Genomic DNA, 14,909 nt, shown 5'->3' with positions numbered 1-14,909 from the left:
GGCGCTCTCGGACTCGACGGGCGAGGGGCCTTGTCGAGGATCCTTTCGTCCCTTCCGACCCCGACCGGGGCGCATGGCAGAGCGGACCCCGGTCGAGGCGAGCGCGTCAGCGCTGGATCGGTACGGTCCGGCCGACCAGGCAGGCGCCGGTCGCGATCGGTGCCGCGATCACCGCCCGCACCCCGCCGCTCTTCGGGCCGTACTGGCCGATGAGGCACGACTCCCCGAGCTTGACGGAGACCTGCACCGAGTCCGCGTCGAGTCCGACCGAGGTCTCGTCCGCTGTCAGCTGCATCGACTCGCGGGAGAACCCCGCCGCGACGAGCGCGTCGACCACGCTGGAGCCGCTCACCTCCGGATCGGGCTCGGCCGCCGCGCGAAGGGTCTGCTCGAACACGGGGAGGTTCTGCTCCGTCGTCCCGCCCGGCACGAAGGCGACGGGTGCGGCGGACTCCGCCGGTGCCGGCGCCTCGGCCGCGGAGGAGGACACCACGGGGTCCGGCGCCGACGGCGACGTGCAACCGGAGAGGCAGACGGCGAGACCGCCGAGCACGAGCGCGATGCGGGCCGCTCGGTTCCGTGTCACGCCCGGCTCCTCCCGACCGGGACGGCTCTCGCTCCGGTCCCCCGGATCAGAACGGGGTCTCCCCGGATCCTACCGAGAGACCGGGAGCGCCTCCGCCGACGCCCGCCGCCACCGGCGGCTCGGGCACGGCATCACCGCGGTCTTGGCCCGACGCGCCCCAGTCCCCCGCCGCGGCGCCCTCGCGCGGCGCCTCCTCGCTCCACGCGGGCTCGGCGGCGGGGGCGGGAGCAGAGGCGCGCCCGACGGTCTTCGTGAAGCTGCTGGTCCCCCAGGCGAGGTCGTGCCCGATGCCCTCGGCCGTGAGGACCACATCGGTACCGGCCTTGCCTCCCGCCTCCCAGGCCCTCACCCCGAGCCGCCCGGTGACCAGGATCCGGTCGCCGCGCGACAGGGAGGACAGCGCGTTGCCGGCCAGGCCGTTGAACGCGGTGACGGTGTACCAGTTGGTCGAGACGTCGACCCAGCGCTGCTCCGAGCGGTCGTAGCGCCGCTGCGTCGAGGCGAGCCGGAAGCTGGTCATCGCGGTGCCGCTGGAGGTGTCGATGCTCCGGGGCTCGGTGCCGATGGTCCCGATGACGGTCAGGGTGTCGGTCATGGTCGTGTCCTCTCTACTCCTGCCCCGCCACGGCTGCGACGGGCACGGCGCCCGGGCGGAGGGGGGCTGGTACCACTCGGGCGCCGCAGGGCCAGTGTCGCGACGAAGGGCCCGCCTCCGAGGTGGAGGCGGGCCCTTCTGGGGAGAGGACGAGCGGATCGTCCCCTGTGGAGGAGCGTTACGATGCGATGATGTACCTCGAGTAGGACTTGCGGATCTTGTTCACCTTGGGCAGTGCGACCGCCATGCAGTAGCCCTGGCCCGGGTTCTTCGCGAAGAAGTCCTGGTGGTAGTCCTCGGCGGGGTAGTAGACGCCCAGCGGCGAGATCTCGGTGACGATCGGGCCGTCCCACCACTCGGACGCACGGTCGCGCGCGGTCTCGAACAGCTCCTTCTCCTCGTCGGAGGAGTAGAACATCGCCGAGCGGTACTGCGTGCCGACGTCGTTGCCCTGGCGGTTCAGCTGTCGCGGGTCGTGCAGGGTGAAGAAGACGTCGAGGACGACCTGCTCGGGGATGACCTCGGGGTCGAAGGTGACGGCGACGGCCTCGGCGTGGCCGGTGCGCCCGGAGCAGACGTCCTCGTAGTCGGGCTCGGTCGTGCGGCCGCCGGTGTAGCCGGAGACGACGTCGGTCACGCCGTCGAGGACGCGGTAGACGGCGTCCAGACACCAGAAGCATCCTCCGGCGAGTACGAATGTGCGCATTGCGTGTGACTCACTTCCTGTCGCGTCGACGCGTCCGGGGTGCCGGAGGCGTCAGTCGGTCCAACACGCTCACCGCCCCCTGCATTCCGCGGATCCGCCCCCTGCAATAGAGTCGCGGCGTGAGCTACGACGCCGCCCCCGCCCGCTACGACCGCATGGACTACCGACGCACCGGACGGAGCGGCCTGCTGCTGCCCGCCCTGTCGCTGGGCCTCTGGCACAACTTCGGATCCGACCGCTCCCTCGACACGCAGCGCGCGATCCTCCGCCGCGCGTTCGACCTGGGCGTCACCCACTTCGACCTCGCGAACAACTACGGACCGCCCTACGGCGCCGCCGAGACGGCCTTCGGCCGCATCCTCGCGGAGGACCTCCGCCCGTACCGAGACGAGATCGTCATCTCGTCCAAGGCCGGATACGACATGTGGCCCGGCCCGTACGGGGACGGCGGCTCGCGCAAGTACCTGCTCTCCTCGCTCGATCAGAGCCTGCAGCGGATCGGCGTCGACTACGTGGACGTCTTCTACTCGCACCGGCCGGACCCGGAGACTCCGATCGAGGAGACCATGGGCGCTCTCGTCTCGGCGGTGGAGTCGGGCAAGGCGCTCTACGCCGGCATCTCGAACTACTCGCCCGAGCAGACCCGGGCCGCGCAGGCGGCACTGGCGGGCAGCGGAGTGCCGCTCCTCCTGCACCAGCCCCGCTACTCGCTCTTCGACCGCGGACCCGAGGACGGCCTCTTCCCCGTGCTCGACGAGCTCGGCACCGGCTGCATCGTCTTCTCGCCGCTGGCGCAGGGGCTCCTGACGGACCGCTACCTCGACGGCACCGTGCCGGAGGGGTCCCGCGCGGCGACGTCGCGCTTCCTCTCCTCCGACCGGATCGACGAGGCGTACCTGACACGCGCCCGCGGCCTGAACGCGATCGCGCAGCAGCGCGGCCAGTCGCTGGCCCAGCTCGCCCTGAGCTGGGTGCTCCGGGTGCCCACCGTCACGAGCGCCATCATCGGCGCGTCGAGCGTCGCGCAGCTCGAGCAGAACGTCGCCGCGCTGGACGCCGGCCCCCTCTCGCAGGAGGAGATCGACGCGATCGAGGAGTTCGCGGTGCACGGGACGACCCTGCGCTGACGCCCCGGCGGGGATGTCGGTGGTCGGCCGTAGTCTGCGACAGCACTCGGCCGGTGGGTGCTCCGAGACTCGAGCAGGAGGAACCGATGTCCCTGTCCACGCTGCACGCCACCCGCACCCCGCCGACGCTCACCCGGGTCAACGCCCGGCTGTGGCGCGTGAGCACCGGCTCGGGTGCCGTCGTCGGCCACATCGAGCTGGTCGAGGATCCGCTCGGCGAGCGGTACCGCGCCCGGCTGCTGCGGGCGGGCATGCCCGCCGGCGCCGAGCTCGGCGAGTTCTGGAGCGTCGACGACGCGATCGAGGTCTTCCGCGTCGCCTGACGCGCCGATCCGCCCGGTCGGCGGCGTGCCGAACGGGCGGCGGCGACCGCCCCGGATAGCGTTCGCCCCATGCAGTGGTGGAACGAGTTCATGTCCTGGATCCGCACGAGCGACGGGCACCAGGCGGTCTTCACGGCCGCTGTGGTCCTGCTGGCCGTGGTGGTCGGAGCGATCGTGATCGGCTCCGTCTTCCGGGCCTCCATCGCGCGCCTCATCCGTCAGCAGGATCACGAGCGGAAGAACGCGGTCATCGCGACGCTCGTCGACGCCGCGGTCGACGCCTCGGCCTGGAACGTCCTCAGCAGCCCGGAGCGCGTCCTCAGCGACCGCGCGTCCGCGCAGGCCGAGACGCACCTGCGCCTCCTGCCCGTCAAGGGCTCCGGAGTCGCGGCCAACTGGGCCGCTCACGAGCTCGCCGAGCTGAAGCACACGTCGAGCACCGGCGGCTACCAGACGCAGGCGAGCGTGGGCGAGTTCCGCGACCGCCTCGTGCAGTGGCGGGACAAGCCCGGGCGCGCCCGGAAGGCCTTCCTCGCCGACCTCGAGCGCTGGCGCTTCTCGGAGACGGGTCGAGACCGCTCCGCCGAGTCCGCTCCGTCGTCCGATCGGGCCGCGAGCACCGCCGAGGCCGCTCCCCAGCGCACCGCTCCCCCGGCCGCCGCACCGACCGCCGTCGCACCGGTCGTCGTCGGCGCGGGCTCCGCCTCCGGCTCTGCAGCCCCGCAGACGCCCACGATCGTCCTCCCCGCGTCGGCCGGGGACGCCTCGCAGGAGGAGACCCGCCGCCTGCTCGCCGACGTCGACCGCCTGGAGGTGCCGTCGCGCGAGCGTCCCGTGGAGGAGCTGCCGCCCGTCGACCCGCAGCGCTCGGCTCCTGCCGCCGAGCCGCAGCCGGACGCGGAGCACGACGCGACGCCGCCGGCTCCGGCCGACGGAGACCGCGACGACGTGCCGGCCGACGACGAGGCGGTCGTCCGGGCGGACGAGGCCCGGTTCGAGCGGTCCGCCTCGGACGACGACCGAGGCCAGGACCGCAGCTCGGTCTGAGTGCTCCCGACCACGAGAAGAAGGCCCCGATCGCGAGTGCGATCGGGGCCTTCTCCGTGGTGCGGGCGGTGCGTGTACTGACTAGCTGTGTGCATCACGTGCACGGGCGACTCGGCCGACCAGTACGGCGAGGGGCGCCGCGACGATCGTCCACGCGACGGCGATTCCACCGAGGATGGCGAGGAGCAGCATGGTCGTACCTCCGTTCGTTACGTCGTTGTAATTCCGGACACCCCAAGACTAGGTGCCTGAATGACACTCAAACGACTTCGGGTGGGAAACACGCCGGTGTTGCCTCCGATTTGCCGGTGTGTTACTGGTGGAGCGACCGCGAGTCCTCGTCCGAGGGTCACCGGAGCGGAGGAAAACCCCGTGGGTGCCGGGCGTCACTCCTCGGAGGAGCGCAGCGCCGCCCGAGGAGAGGCCGCGACGCGGTCGAAGGACGGGCGCGAGGCGTCGACGCTGATCCGCACGCCACCGGGACAAGACTAGGGACGGCGACCGGCGCGCTCCCGATCCGATGGTGCCCCCGGCAGGAATCGAACCTGCGACCAAGAGATTAGAAGGCTCCTGCTCTATCCGCTGAGCTACGGGGGCGGACTCCGACCACGATACCGAAGCGCAGAGGCCGCGCCCGCCGGGGCCTAGGCGCCCCGGACGAGTCCCAGCACTCCCACGACCAGGGAGACCACGGCGAGGGCGAGCGACACGCCGATGAGCACCGTGTGCACGCGGAGGAAGGTCGTCGCGCGGCCGTCCGCGTCGCGCGCCCGCGGGTCCTTGCGGACGCGGCGGAGGAAGGGCGGCCAGACGATCGCGTTCCACACGGCGTTGACGATCAGGAGGCAGCAGGCGAGCGTGATCACGAGGGTCCAGTGTAGGAGGAGCGGGACGGCCGGACCGGGTGTCGGCGGCCGCCGATAGACTGCCCCGCATGAGTAGCGCCCCCGACCGTCTTGTCTGGATCGACTGCGAGATGACGGGGCTCGACCTCTCCGTCGACGAGCTCGTCGAGATCGCCGTCGTCGTCACCGACTTCGAGCTGAACCCGCTCGACGAGGGGCTCTCCCTCGTCATCCGGCCCGATGCGACCGCGCTCGAGAACATGGGCGACTTCGTCCGGTCGATGCACGAGACCTCCGGCCTGCTGGTCGAGATCCCCTCCGGCGTCAGCGTCGCGGAGGCCGAGTACGAGGTGCTGGAGTACGTGCTGAAGCACGTCCCGGCCGAGCAGCAGGCCCCCCTCGCCGGCAACTCGATCGGCACCGACCGCGCCTTCCTCGCGAAGTTCATGCCGCGCCTCGACGGCCACCTGCACTACCGCAACGTCGATGTCAGCACGATCAAGGAGCTGGCACGGCGCTGGTTCCCGCGCATCTACTTCAACGCGCCCAAGAAGCACGGCGGACACCGCGCCCTCGCCGACATCCTCGAGAGCATCCGCGAGCTGCAGTACTACCGCCGTGCCGTGTTCGTGGAGCAGCCGGGGCCGAGCACCGCCGAGGTGCAGGCCGTGTCGGCCGCCGTCGTGGACGAGTTCGCCTCGCGGATGTAGTACTCTCGTACAGTTGCTTCGGCGGGTCACCCCGCCGGAACACGCTCCTGGTGGGTATAGCTCAGTTGGCAGAGCGCCTGGTTGTGGTCTAGGAGGTCGCGGGTTCGAGCCCCGTTACTCACCCCAGTGGCTGTGCATGCAGCGGAAGAGGCCCGGAGTTCCGACTCCGGGCCTCTTCGCACATCCGGCGACCGGCAGCGATCGCCGACGCAGAGAGGTCCCGGATGCTCGAGCTGGACGAGGACGCCTTCGAAGCCCTGGTGATCTCCGAGCTCGACGCGCTCCCGGACGATATGGTCGACGGGCTCGACAACGTCGTGTTCGTCGTGGAGGACCGGCCCGAGGACGGGACCCTGGATCTGCTCGGCTACTACGACGGCGTCGCCCTCACCGAGCGCGAGCGCTACGGCTTCGGCGAGATGCCCGACCGCATCGTGCTGTTCCGCGAGCCGCACCTCGCCGCGTGCGACGATCTGGACGCGCTGCGCGACGAGATCCACGTCACCCTCGTCCACGAGATCGCGCACTTCTACGGCATCGACGACGACCGGCTGCACGAGCTCGGCTGGGCCTGATCGCCGCCGAGGGAGAGCCCCCCACCGGCATCCGCGCGTCGCCCCGCTCGGAGGGGACCCCTCAGCCGCGCACCGCTCCCCCGCCGCCCGTGTCCAGCACGAGGTCGGCGTTCTCCCGGGGCCGCTCCCGAGCGCAGTAGGAGCGGAAGTCGCGGTCCCAGGCGTCCCAGTGCGGAGCGAAGAGCTCGCCGTCGCGCTCGAGCGCGCGCACGCGCCGCACCTCGTCGTCGGCCTCGAGCCAGACCACCAGATCGGCGTGGCGGCGCGCGGCGGCGCCGGCCGATCCGCAGCCCTCGAGCACGAGAAGCGGCTCGCGGACGACGCGGCGCCCGGCCGTCGTCCCCGCGGCCCAGTTCCAGGGCCGCCAGTGCGCCGCGACGCCGAGGCCGTGGGGGCGGACGAGCGTCCCGGCCGTCTCCCGCGACGCCCGGTCCAGGCCCGTCCAGCCGGGGTAGAGGTCGTCCATCCGCACGAGCGCGACCGACGGTGCCGCCGGCGCGAGACGGAGCTGCTCGACCAGCGCGCGCGCGAACGTCGACTTGCCGGAGCCGCTCGGTCCGTCCAGCAGCACCGTCCGACGGCGACGCGCGATCAGCGAGCGGGCGAGGTCGCCCGCCGTCCGATCCGTCAGCGGCAGGATCCGCTCAGCCATGCAGGACGAAGCTCCAGGAGCCGGTGACGACGGCGGCGGTCACGGCGACGGCAGCGATCAGCACTCCGCCCGCGAGCAGCAGGAGGTCGCCGGCTCCGAGGCGCGACTGCCGCGCCCAGGTGCGCGGGACGCCGGAGCCGAAGCCCTTCGCCTCCATCGCCGTCGCGAGCCTGCTCCCCCGCCGGATGGCCAGCACGAGCAGCGAGAACGTGCGGGCCGCGAGGCTGCGGAGCGCCTCGACGGGCCCGCGGCCGTCGGCGACCCCGCGGGCCCGGCGGGCCATCGACAGGGTGCGCCAGTCGTCGACGAGCAGACCGACGAGCCGCATGCCGGCGAGAGCGCCGAGCACGAAGCGCGAGGGCAGTCGCAGGATCTGCGCGAGGCCGTCCGCCAGGTCCGTCGGGTCGGTGGTGGCGATGAGGACCACGCTCGGCAGTCCGATCGCCAGGACGCGCAGCGCGATGGCCAGCCCGAGGGCGACGGATCCCTCTGTGACCGAGACGATGAGGAACTCCGCGTAGACGGCGCCGCTGTCACGCCCGTAGAGGACTGTCGAGAGGCCGGCGAGCGGAGCCGCGATCCAGACGGGAGCCGTCCGCCGCACGAGCTCACCCGCCCGGAGCCCCGCGAAGGGCAGAACCAGCAGCTCGAGCGCCAGCGCCGTCGCCGCGGAGACCGCATCGACCGTGAGGAGGAGCGCGAACGCGATGACCAGGCTGGCGAGGAGCTTGGCGACCGGGTTGGCCCGGGCGATCCGGCTGCGCGCGGGAACGGAGTCGAGGAGCGTCATCCCGACACCGCCTCGCGGGCGCCGAGGGTGACGACCGAGTCGGCGAGGGCGGCGACCAGCGCCTCGTCGTGGGTGACGGCGAGCACCGCCGTGCCCGCGTCGCGCTGCTCGGCGAGGAGGTCGACGAGCACCTCCCAGGTCAGGCGGTCCTGCCCGAACGTCGGCTCGTCGAGGACGAGCACGGACGGCGACCGGGTGAGGGCGGACGCGACGGCCAGGCGCCGCTTCTCGCCTCCGGAGAGGGTGAACGGATTGGCGTCGGCGAGGTGCGCGAGGCCGAGGCGCTCCAGGAGCTCCTCCGCCCGATGCCGCTCCGTCTCGTCGCGGGCGCCCAGCGCGAGCTCGGCGCGCACGCGAGCGGTGAGGAACTGGTGCTCCGGCTCCTGGAACACCATCGCGATCCGTCCGGCGAGCTGAGCCGAGGTCCAGCGGATCGGCTCCGGGCCCGCACCGGCGCGGAGCGACTCGGAGGCGGTCACCCGCCCCGCGACCGGCGGCAGGAGACCGGCCAGCGTGAGCGCGAGGGTCGACTTCCCCGCGCCGTTGGGTCCCAGCACGGCCGTGGCCCGCGCGGAGTCGACGGCGAGCTCGAGCCCCGAGGCCACGATGGTCGAGCGGCGGCGCCCGAGGACGGGCCGGCCGATGGCGAGGTCGTGCGCGCTCAGGGCGGCGGGCGAGGGCAGCACGCTCGCCCCGCGCCGGGCGGGGGTGTCACCGGGCAGCCAGACGCCGGAGGCGCGGAGCACGTCGTGCGTTCGATCGAGGATCTCGACTGGAGCGCCGTCGGCGACGACCGCGCCGTCCCGCCCGAGCACCACGACCCGGTCGACGAGGCCGACCCACACGTCGACCCGGTGCTCGACGACGATCAGCGTCGCCCCCGTGCGGGCGGCCGTGCGCTCCACCGCCGCCCGCACCTCGCGTACACCGTCCGGATCGAGGTTGGCGGTGGGCTCGTCGAGGAGCAGGAGCCGCGGACGCATGGCGAGCACACCCGCCAGGGCGAGCCTCTGCTTCTGCCCGCCCGAGAGCGCCGAGGTGGAGTGGTCCAACGGCACGTCGAGCCCGACGTCGCCGAGTGCCTCCCGCACCCGCGCGGGGATCTCCTCGCGCGGCACGCCGAGGTTCTCGCAGGCGAACGCGACGTCGTCGCCGACCCGCGCCAGGACCGCCTGAGTGTCCGGATCCTGCAGCACGAGCCCAGCGACACCGCGCCGGGTGAGCGGCGCCGCTCCGTCGATCTCGAGCTCGCCGGCCGCGGAGCCGTCCTCCTCCCCGCCGAGGACGCCGGCCAGGGCGTGCAGCAGCGTGCTCTTTCCCGCGCCGGAGGGGCCGAGGAGCAGCACGCGCTCCCCCGGCTCCAGCGCGAGATCGAGGCCGGAGAGGGCGTCGCGGGAGCGTCCCGCGTGCCGCCAGCTCCAGCCCCGCGCCCGGACGGAGGCGCCGCTCATCGAGCGCCCGCGCCGGCTCCCTCGACCGTCCGGCCCTCGCGCCCGGAGGCGAAGCGGTCCAGCGCTCCCGAGGCCGCGAGCCCCCGCACCGCGAACCAGGACAGCAGCCCGGCCAGGAGCGCGCCCGAGACGATCGAGGAGGCGACGTAGACGGTCTTGAAGAGCGCGTCGTTGACGGCGTAGTACGACAGCAGGTCGTTGATCGCGAGGACGAGCCCCGCACCGGCACCGGCCAGCATCGCGACGAGCGGACGGCCGCTGCGGTAGAGGAAGAGCGCCAGGACGATCTCCGCGCCGAGTCCCTGCACGAGTCCGGAGATCAGCACGGTGAAGCCCCACTGGGTGCCGATCAGAGCCGACACGGCCGCGGCGACCAGCTCGGTGTAGAGCGCGGCTCCGGGCTTGCGGATGATCAGGCCGCCGAGGACGCCGGCGAAGAGCCAGCCGCCGCCGAGGAGCCCGCCGAGCCCGGGCAGGAACTCGAAGGCGAGGCCGAGGACGTTCGTCGCCAGGCCCCAGGCCCAGAAGACGATCCCGCTCGCGACGGCGACGACGCTCGCCACCACGATGTCGACGACCCGCCAGCGCAGATCGCGCCGGGCCGGGGCGGAGGAGGTGAGGTTCTGCGCGTTCGTGTTCTGCGCGTTCGTGTTCTGCGCGTTCGTGTTCTGCGCGTTCGTGTTCTGCACTGACGTGCCCTTTCGTGGAAGCGAATGGAGGGCACGGGTTGGTAAGAGGAGATCGAAACGTTCCTTCGCTGGCATGACCCAGATCAGGTTCGACGGTCGAAGGCTGCTGCCTTCCTCTCAGCCCGGTGCACCGGACTCCCGTGTTCATCGGCAATCATAGACGTCATGTCGTGGTCGGTGGTCGTCGTCCTGGCCGTGCTGCTGATCGTCCTGCTGCAGGCCCTGCTCTGGCAGCGCCGTGCGCGGATCCGCCGCGAGCTGCTCAGCTACGGCACGCGGGTGCCGGCGCGCGTCGTCGGGCCGGATCCGGCACGCGGCGATCGCGATTCGGCACGGGATCTGGGCAGGCTCCTGGTCGTCTACCGGACCGCCGAGGGTGTGGAGAAGCGCGCGCAGAAGTACCCGCTGAAGCGGGGGGACGCGTGGATGGCCGGCGAGCCCGCCGCGGTGATCTACGACCCCCGCCGGCCGGACGACGCCGAGCGGCTGATCGTCGGCTTCGGCCGGACGAAGAAGAAGTGGTACCCCGCGCGCCAGCAGCGCGCCAGCTGACGCGGGGCCGCTCCGGCTACTTCTTGAGGGCGCGGATGATGCGCGCGAGGGCCTTGCCGGTCACCCACACGAAGGGGATGCCGACGGCGAGGACCGAGATCACGTTCGGCTGGAACCGCAGGCCGAGGTCGTCCTTGATGTAGGCGCCGATCGGGATGACCGTGGCGCCGCCGCCTCCGCCGCCGCCCTCCTGGCCGTCCTCGGAGCCGCTGCCTCCGCCGAAACCGAACCAGCGGAGGGCGACGGGGACGAGCGAGACGCCGTCGACGGTGACGGGCTCGCCGTAGATCGTCGCGGTACCCGCGGTGGTGACGGTGTCGGCCAGGGAGACTGCGATGTTGGGCATGGTGCGACGGTACTCCGCGGCTCTCCGCGGCGACAAGCGGCCCGCCGGGGCGCACAGGACTCGTCCATGGACCTCCGGGGACCTGCTGCCATGATCGACGGATGTCCGCCCGCACCCGCCGCCGCCGCCCCGTGCGCTCGGCCGCGGTGGCGGTCGCGAGCCTCGTGCTCGCCGCCTTCCTCGCCTTCCACCGCGCGCTGCCCGATCCGATCGGCTGGCTGTCGGTCCTCGAGGTCGGGATCCCCTGGACGGGGCTGCTCGTGCTGCTCCTCATCGCGGCCGCGGCGGCCCTCCGGTCGCGCCGGACGGCGGCCGCGGTCACCGTGCTGGCGATGGTCTACGGCGTGCTGGTGCTGCCGGTCGCGCTTCCGGCGCCGGCCGTGCGCTCCGGCTCGTTCACCGTCGTCAGCCAGAACATCGAGACGAGCAGCGACGCCGGTGGGCTGGCCGCCTCGCTCGCCGCCCGCGGCCCCGACGTGATCGCGCTGCAGGAGCTCGACGGAGACGCCGTGGACGCGGTCGACGCCGAGCTGGCCGACGAGTACCCGTACTCGTCCGTCTCGAGCACCGTCGGCGTCTGGAGCCGGACCGAGCTGACCGACGAGGAGCCGCTCGACCTCGGTCTCGGCTGGGAGCGCGCGCTCGCCGTCGACGTCGACACGCCGGTCGGCAGCGCGCGCCTGTTCGTGGTGCACCTGGCCTCGTTCCGGCCGGGCGACCACGAGGAGCGGGACACCATGCTCTCGAACCTCGCCACCGCTCTTCGAGACGACGCGTCGGAGCGGACACTGGTCATCGGCGATTTCAACACGCCGACGGACGACCACCTGTTCGCTCCGGTGCTGGCGGAGGCGGGTCTCGTCCGCACGGGCGGAGTCGGCTTCCCGGCGACCTGGCCGTCCCTGCTGCCGCTCGTCTCGCTCGACCACGCGCTCGCCGACGGCGTCACCGCCGCGACCGTCGCGGTCCTGCCGCCGAACGGCTCCGACCACCGCCCGATCAGTCTGACGATCGGTTCCGCGTAGCGAGCGTGTCGCTGAGGTCGATCCCCTTGGCCGACTCGGGAGCCGACCGGGACAGGAGCGAGGCGGGACGCACGGCCCCGGAGCCGAAGCGGGCGGCCACGCCGTCGACCGCGAGCTCCGCGTCGCGCCAGTCGTCGGAGTCGCTCCACAGGGAGAACGCGACGTCGTCGCCCTCGACCAGCTGCTCGCCGCGCACGCCGATCAGCCGCACGGGCCGCCGCATCGGGTTGGCCGCCTCGAGGAGCGCGGAGGAGGCCTCGTAGAGGACCCGGGCCACGTCCGTCGCCTCGACGAGCGTGCGGGAGCGGGTGAGGGTGCTGAAGTCGCCGAAGCGCACCTTCACCGCGACGGTGCGGCAGCGCACTCCCGAGCGGCGCATCCGCACGGCGACCTTGTCGCAGAGCCGCAGCAGCTCACGACGGACGAGCTCGGGGTCGGCCACGTCGTCGGCGAACGTGATCTCGTGTCCGGCGCTCTTCTCGATCTGGCGGGTGTCGACCGGCCGCGGATCCACCCCGTTCGCCAGGGCGTGCAGGCGCCTCCCGGTCGCCTCGCCGAGGGCGGACACCAGCGACGGCAGCGGGGTGGTCGCGACGTCGGCGACGGTGCGCAGACCGCGGCGGACGAGCGCCTCCTCCGTGCTCGCGCCGACTCCCCACAGCGCGCTCACGGGCAGCGGATCGAGGAACTCGCGGACGCCGTCGGCGGGGACGACCAGCAGACCGTCGGGCTTGGAGCGGCCGGAGGCGAGCTTGGCGACGAACTTGGTGCTGGCGATCCCGACCGAGCAGGTCAGCCCGAGCTCGGCGTGCACCCGGCGGCGGATCTCGGTGCCGATCGCGAACGGCGAGCCCGAGATGCGGCGGGCACCCGCGACGTCGAGGAACGCCTCGTCGATGCTCAGGCGCTCGACCAGCGGCGTGAAGGAGTCGAAGATCGCCATGACGCGGCGAGAGGCCTCGCGGTAGCGCTCCATGTGCGGCTCGAGGACCACGGCCTGCGGGCAGCGGCGGAGGGCGACCGCCATGGGCATCGCCGAGTTGACGCCGTAGCGGCGCGCCTCGTAGGTCGCCGCTGTGACGACGGAGCGCGCTCCGTGGTGCCCCACGATGACCGGCCTCCCGCGCAGATCCGGCCGGTCGAGCAGCTCGACGGAGGCGAAGAACGCGTCCATGTCGATGTGCATGATGCTCGCGCGCGGGTCGTCGAAGGGCTCGGTCGTGACCTGCCGCCCCGTGCCGTCCTGCTTGCTCACGCGGTGCCGTCCTGCTCGCTCACGCCGTGCCGTCCTGCCTGCTCACGCCGCTCCGTCCTGCTCGCCCACGCCCTGGGACATGCTCGCACGCACCACCGACATCGGCCGCTCGACCGCTGCGCGCGGGCCGGCCGGGAATGAGCGCCGACCACTCGCGGTTGACCCGAGCACCACGACGCTCCGGAGAGACCATGACGCACGAGCAGCCCGACTCCCCCACCGCCACCGAGACCGGCCCCGGCGCCGAGATGAGCCGCTGGCTCGATCTGCAGGACCGCGCCCACCGCGCCTTCGAGCTCCGGCTGAGCGCCGTCGAGGACTGGTCGGCCCCCACGCCCGACACCGAGTGGGACACGCGCGCGCTCGTGCTGCACGTCGTCCGCGAGCAGCAGCGCGCGCACACGCTCCTCTCGGGCGGCGACGAGTCGGCGCTGCGACTCGAGTCCGTCGCCACCGATCTGAGGAGCGAGTGGCGCCGCGTGACCGACCGCCTGCGCGTCGCTGTCCGCACCGTCGACCCGGCGGCGACCGTGCAGCTGGGGCGCGACACCGTCAGCGCCGTCGAGCTGCTGCAGGAGCAGACGGCCGATGTGACCGTCCACGCCTGGGACCTCGCCCGCGCGACCGGCAGCGACGAGCGGCTGGACGAGGAGCTCGTCGCAGCGGTCTGGGAGCTCTTCGCACCCCAGGAGGAGACCCTGCGCGCGAGCGGCCTCTACGCCGCGCCCGTGCCGGTCGACGACGCCGCCTCCCTCCAGAGCCGCCTGCTCGCCATCACCGGACGCGACGACCGCCTCGCCGCCTGACGGCCCGGCGCCCGGACGCCGTCAAGGCCTGGGGGCGTCCAGGGACGCCGCGGCAGGATGGAGTGGACCACGAACACGGGGCGACCCGCCCCGACGAGGAGAGGAACGTCCATGACACGCATCGCCGTCATCGGAGCCCACGGCAAGGTGGGGCAGCAGATCCTGCACCTGCTCTACGACGCCGGCCACGAGTCGGTCGGAGTGATCCGCAACCCCGATCACGCCGAGGACATCGTCCGGCTGGGCGGCGAGCCGCTCGTGCACGACCTCGAGGACACGACGCCCGAGGCCTTCGCCGAGGCGCTGGGCCACGTCGACGGCATGGTCTTCACCGCCGGAGCCGGACCCGACTCGGGCCCGGAGCGCAAGCGCACCGTCGACCTGGGGGCGTCCGTCCTCAGCCAGAAGGCCGCCGCGATCGTCGGGGTCCAGCACTTCGTGCAGGTCAGCGCGATCGGTGTGGACGAGCCGCTCCCCGAGGACACGGAGGAGGGCTGGAAGGCCTACGTCGAGGCCAAGCGCGACGCCGACGCGGCACTGCGCGACTCCGGCCTCGACTACACGATCCTCCGCCCGGGCGGGCTGACGGACGACGAGGGCACCGGCACGATCACGCTCGGCACCTCCGTCGAGAAGGGGAGCATCCCCCGAGCGGACGTCGCCGCCACGGTGATCGCCGCCCTGGCGCAGCCGACCTCCATCGCGAAGACGTGGGAGATCGTCTCCGGTCCCACCCCGATCGAGGACGCGGTGGCTCAGGGAGCCTGAGCCCCGGCACCTCCTCCTAGAGTGGGGCGGGTGAGCACCCACCCGCCCCACTCTAGGAGGA

The 14,909-nt window shown here is 72.8% G+C and carries 19 protein-coding genes, 2 tRNA genes and 1 riboswitch; of the genes, 10 read left to right on the top strand and 11 right to left on the bottom strand.

All coding sequences use genetic code 11. The annotated features are described in order from the left end of the window. Positions 1-106 precede the first annotated feature (106 nt). From C5C54_RS09570 to msrA, 3 genes are all read right to left on the bottom strand, one after another. Positions 107-586, bottom strand: a complete 480-nt coding sequence (locus C5C54_RS09570) for a DUF6993 domain-containing protein (RefSeq protein ID WP_104262817.1) — start codon at positions 584-586, stop codon at positions 107-109. A gap of 46 nt (positions 587-632) precedes the next feature. Next, complete coding sequence (locus C5C54_RS09565; RefSeq protein WP_104223711.1) at positions 633-1,181, bottom strand: single-stranded DNA-binding protein; 549 nt, start codon at positions 1,179-1,181, stop codon at positions 633-635. A 178-nt stretch (positions 1,182-1,359) separates the two neighbouring features. Continuing rightward, the gene (gene msrA / locus C5C54_RS09560; protein ID WP_104262818.1) at positions 1,360-1,887 is read right to left on the bottom strand and encodes a peptide-methionine (S)-S-oxide reductase MsrA; all 528 of its coding nucleotides are present in this window, start codon (positions 1,885-1,887) and stop codon (positions 1,360-1,362) included. Positions 1,888-2,006: 119 nt separating this feature from the next. Here msrA and C5C54_RS09555 point away from each other — a divergent pair, with 119 nt between their 5' ends. The 3 genes from C5C54_RS09555 (at position 2,007) to C5C54_RS09545 (ending at position 4,384) form a co-directional block, all read left to right on the top strand. After that, positions 2,007-3,014, top strand: coding sequence for an aldo/keto reductase (locus C5C54_RS09555; RefSeq protein ID WP_104223714.1), 1,008 nt, complete (start codon positions 2,007-2,009; stop codon positions 3,012-3,014). A gap of 86 nt (positions 3,015-3,100) precedes the next feature. Beyond that, complete coding sequence (locus C5C54_RS09550; protein WP_104223715.1) at positions 3,101-3,337, top strand: hypothetical protein; 237 nt, start codon at positions 3,101-3,103, stop codon at positions 3,335-3,337. Positions 3,338-3,406: 69 nt separating this feature from the next. Beyond that, positions 3,407-4,384: a hypothetical protein gene (locus C5C54_RS09545; RefSeq protein WP_104288237.1), complete on the top strand. Its 978-nt coding sequence runs from the start codon at positions 3,407-3,409 to the stop codon at positions 4,382-4,384. Positions 4,385-4,905: 521 nt separating this feature from the next. On the opposite strand, the gene C5C54_RS09540 is transcribed toward C5C54_RS09545, so the two are convergent. Next, a tRNA-Arg gene (locus C5C54_RS09540) sits at positions 4,906-4,981 on the bottom strand. Positions 4,982-5,028: 47 nt separating this feature from the next. Continuing rightward, positions 5,029-5,250: an SCO4848 family membrane protein gene (locus tag C5C54_RS09535; RefSeq protein ID WP_104223717.1), complete on the bottom strand. Its 222-nt coding sequence runs from the start codon at positions 5,248-5,250 to the stop codon at positions 5,029-5,031. Between the two features lie 68 nt (positions 5,251-5,318). Between C5C54_RS09535 and orn the strand changes: the two genes are divergently transcribed. The 3 genes from orn to C5C54_RS09520 all read left to right on the top strand — a co-directional run bounded on the left by orn (position 5,319) and on the right by C5C54_RS09520 (position 6,514). Continuing rightward, positions 5,319-5,939 carry an oligoribonuclease gene (orn, locus tag C5C54_RS09530; RefSeq protein ID WP_104223718.1) on the top strand — a complete coding sequence of 207 codons (621 nt, stop codon included), beginning with the start codon at positions 5,319-5,321 and terminating at the stop codon, positions 5,937-5,939. 50 nt (positions 5,940-5,989) lie between these two features. Then, positions 5,990-6,065, top strand: a tRNA-His gene (locus C5C54_RS09525). A gap of 98 nt (positions 6,066-6,163) precedes the next feature. Further along, complete coding sequence (locus C5C54_RS09520; RefSeq protein ID WP_104223719.1) at positions 6,164-6,514, top strand: metallopeptidase family protein; 351 nt, start codon at positions 6,164-6,166, stop codon at positions 6,512-6,514. Between the two features lie 61 nt (positions 6,515-6,575). Here the strand turns inward: C5C54_RS09520 and C5C54_RS09515 are convergent, their stop codons facing one another. Genes C5C54_RS09515 through C5C54_RS09500 form a run of 4 tightly spaced genes read right to left on the bottom strand, consistent with a single transcriptional unit; the run spans position 6,576 to position 10,096 of the window. After that, positions 6,576-7,166: an AAA family ATPase gene (locus C5C54_RS09515; RefSeq protein WP_219812183.1), complete on the bottom strand. Its 591-nt coding sequence runs from the start codon at positions 7,164-7,166 to the stop codon at positions 6,576-6,578. Then, a complete protein-coding gene (locus tag C5C54_RS09510; RefSeq protein WP_104223720.1) occupies positions 7,159-7,956 on the bottom strand; it encodes an energy-coupling factor transporter transmembrane protein EcfT in 798 nt (265 codons plus the stop codon). Before C5C54_RS09510 ends, C5C54_RS09515 begins: the two co-directional genes overlap by 8 nt. Further along, on the bottom strand, positions 7,953-9,407 hold the full coding sequence (locus C5C54_RS09505) for an ABC transporter ATP-binding protein (protein ID WP_104288236.1): 1,455 nt from the start codon (positions 9,405-9,407) through the stop codon (positions 7,953-7,955). Before C5C54_RS09505 ends, C5C54_RS09510 begins: the two co-directional genes overlap by 4 nt. Then, on the bottom strand, positions 9,404-10,096 hold the full coding sequence (locus C5C54_RS09500; RefSeq protein ID WP_374953283.1) for an ECF transporter S component: 693 nt from the start codon (positions 10,094-10,096) through the stop codon (positions 9,404-9,406). The genes C5C54_RS09505 and C5C54_RS09500 overlap by 4 nt, the downstream gene beginning before the upstream one ends. Positions 10,097-10,139: 43 nt before the next feature. Then, a riboswitch (TPP riboswitch) is annotated at positions 10,140-10,247 on the bottom strand. Positions 10,248-10,261: 14 nt separating this feature from the next. Between C5C54_RS09500 and C5C54_RS09495 the strand changes: the two genes are divergently transcribed. After that, positions 10,262-10,648 (top strand): DUF3592 domain-containing protein, encoded by a 387-nt coding sequence (locus tag C5C54_RS09495; RefSeq protein WP_104223723.1) that lies wholly within the window; start codon positions 10,262-10,264, stop codon positions 10,646-10,648. Between the two features lie 16 nt (positions 10,649-10,664). On the opposite strand, the gene C5C54_RS09490 is transcribed toward C5C54_RS09495, so the two are convergent. Continuing rightward, positions 10,665-10,994, bottom strand: coding sequence for a hypothetical protein (locus C5C54_RS09490; RefSeq protein WP_104223724.1), 330 nt, complete (start codon positions 10,992-10,994; stop codon positions 10,665-10,667). 101 nt (positions 10,995-11,095) lie between these two features. Here C5C54_RS09490 and C5C54_RS09485 point away from each other — a divergent pair, with 101 nt between their 5' ends. Next, positions 11,096-12,019 (top strand): endonuclease/exonuclease/phosphatase family protein, encoded by a 924-nt coding sequence (locus tag C5C54_RS09485; protein ID WP_104226744.1) that lies wholly within the window; start codon positions 11,096-11,098, stop codon positions 12,017-12,019. Here C5C54_RS09485 and dinB read toward each other — a convergent pair. After that, complete coding sequence (dinB, locus tag C5C54_RS09480) at positions 11,994-13,274, bottom strand: DNA polymerase IV (RefSeq protein ID WP_104223726.1); 1,281 nt, start codon at positions 13,272-13,274, stop codon at positions 11,994-11,996. The two genes, C5C54_RS09485 and dinB, sit on opposite strands and share 26 nt — an antisense overlap. A gap of 191 nt (positions 13,275-13,465) precedes the next feature. Here dinB and C5C54_RS09475 point away from each other — a divergent pair, with 191 nt between their 5' ends. Continuing rightward, complete coding sequence (locus tag C5C54_RS09475; protein WP_258059445.1) at positions 13,466-14,080, top strand: TIGR03086 family metal-binding protein; 615 nt, start codon at positions 13,466-13,468, stop codon at positions 14,078-14,080. A 111-nt stretch (positions 14,081-14,191) separates the two neighbouring features. Further along, positions 14,192-14,848, top strand: coding sequence for an SDR family oxidoreductase (locus C5C54_RS09470; RefSeq protein ID WP_104223727.1), 657 nt, complete (start codon positions 14,192-14,194; stop codon positions 14,846-14,848). Positions 14,849-14,909 lie beyond the last annotated feature (61 nt).

The sequence above is a fragment of the Rathayibacter sp. AY1F2 genome (genome assembly GCF_002930885.1).
Classification (GTDB): domain Bacteria; phylum Actinomycetota; class Actinomycetes; order Actinomycetales; family Microbacteriaceae; genus Rathayibacter.
Note: the sequence above shows the minus strand (reverse complement) of the source record. Positions and strands in the feature narration are given on the sequence as shown.

What these genes read in the sequence shown, in the direction of transcription:
- C5C54_RS09515 (WP_219812183.1), bottom strand. Translation starts at nt 7,166, where the DNA reads ATGGCTGAGCGGATCCTGCCGCTGACGGATCGGACGGCGGGCGACCTC.
- C5C54_RS09470 (WP_104223727.1), top strand. Translation starts at nt 14,192, where the DNA reads ATGACACGCATCGCCGTCATCGGAGCCCACGGCAAGGTGGGGCAGCAG.
- C5C54_RS09550 (WP_104223715.1), top strand. Translation starts at nt 3,101, where the DNA reads ATGTCCCTGTCCACGCTGCACGCCACCCGCACCCCGCCGACGCTCACC.
- C5C54_RS09565 (WP_104223711.1), bottom strand. Translation starts at nt 1,181, where the DNA reads ATGACCGACACCCTGACCGTCATCGGGACCATCGGCACCGAGCCCCGG.
- orn (WP_104223718.1), top strand. Translation starts at nt 5,319, where the DNA reads ATGAGTAGCGCCCCCGACCGTCTTGTCTGGATCGACTGCGAGATGACG.
- C5C54_RS09520 (WP_104223719.1), top strand. Translation starts at nt 6,164, where the DNA reads ATGCTCGAGCTGGACGAGGACGCCTTCGAAGCCCTGGTGATCTCCGAG.
- C5C54_RS09495 (WP_104223723.1), top strand. Translation starts at nt 10,262, where the DNA reads ATGTCGTGGTCGGTGGTCGTCGTCCTGGCCGTGCTGCTGATCGTCCTG.
- C5C54_RS09505 (WP_104288236.1), bottom strand. Translation starts at nt 9,407, where the DNA reads ATGAGCGGCGCCTCCGTCCGGGCGCGGGGCTGGAGCTGGCGGCACGCG.
- C5C54_RS09485 (WP_104226744.1), top strand. Translation starts at nt 11,096, where the DNA reads ATGTCCGCCCGCACCCGCCGCCGCCGCCCCGTGCGCTCGGCCGCGGTG.
- C5C54_RS09510 (WP_104223720.1), bottom strand. Translation starts at nt 7,956, where the DNA reads ATGACGCTCCTCGACTCCGTTCCCGCGCGCAGCCGGATCGCCCGGGCC.
- C5C54_RS09475 (WP_258059445.1), top strand. Translation starts at nt 13,466, where the DNA reads ATGACGCACGAGCAGCCCGACTCCCCCACCGCCACCGAGACCGGCCCC.
- msrA (WP_104262818.1), bottom strand. Translation starts at nt 1,887, where the DNA reads ATGCGCACATTCGTACTCGCCGGAGGATGCTTCTGGTGTCTGGACGCC.
- C5C54_RS09490 (WP_104223724.1), bottom strand. Translation starts at nt 10,994, where the DNA reads ATGCCCAACATCGCAGTCTCCCTGGCCGACACCGTCACCACCGCGGGT.
- C5C54_RS09545 (WP_104288237.1), top strand. Translation starts at nt 3,407, where the DNA reads ATGCAGTGGTGGAACGAGTTCATGTCCTGGATCCGCACGAGCGACGGG.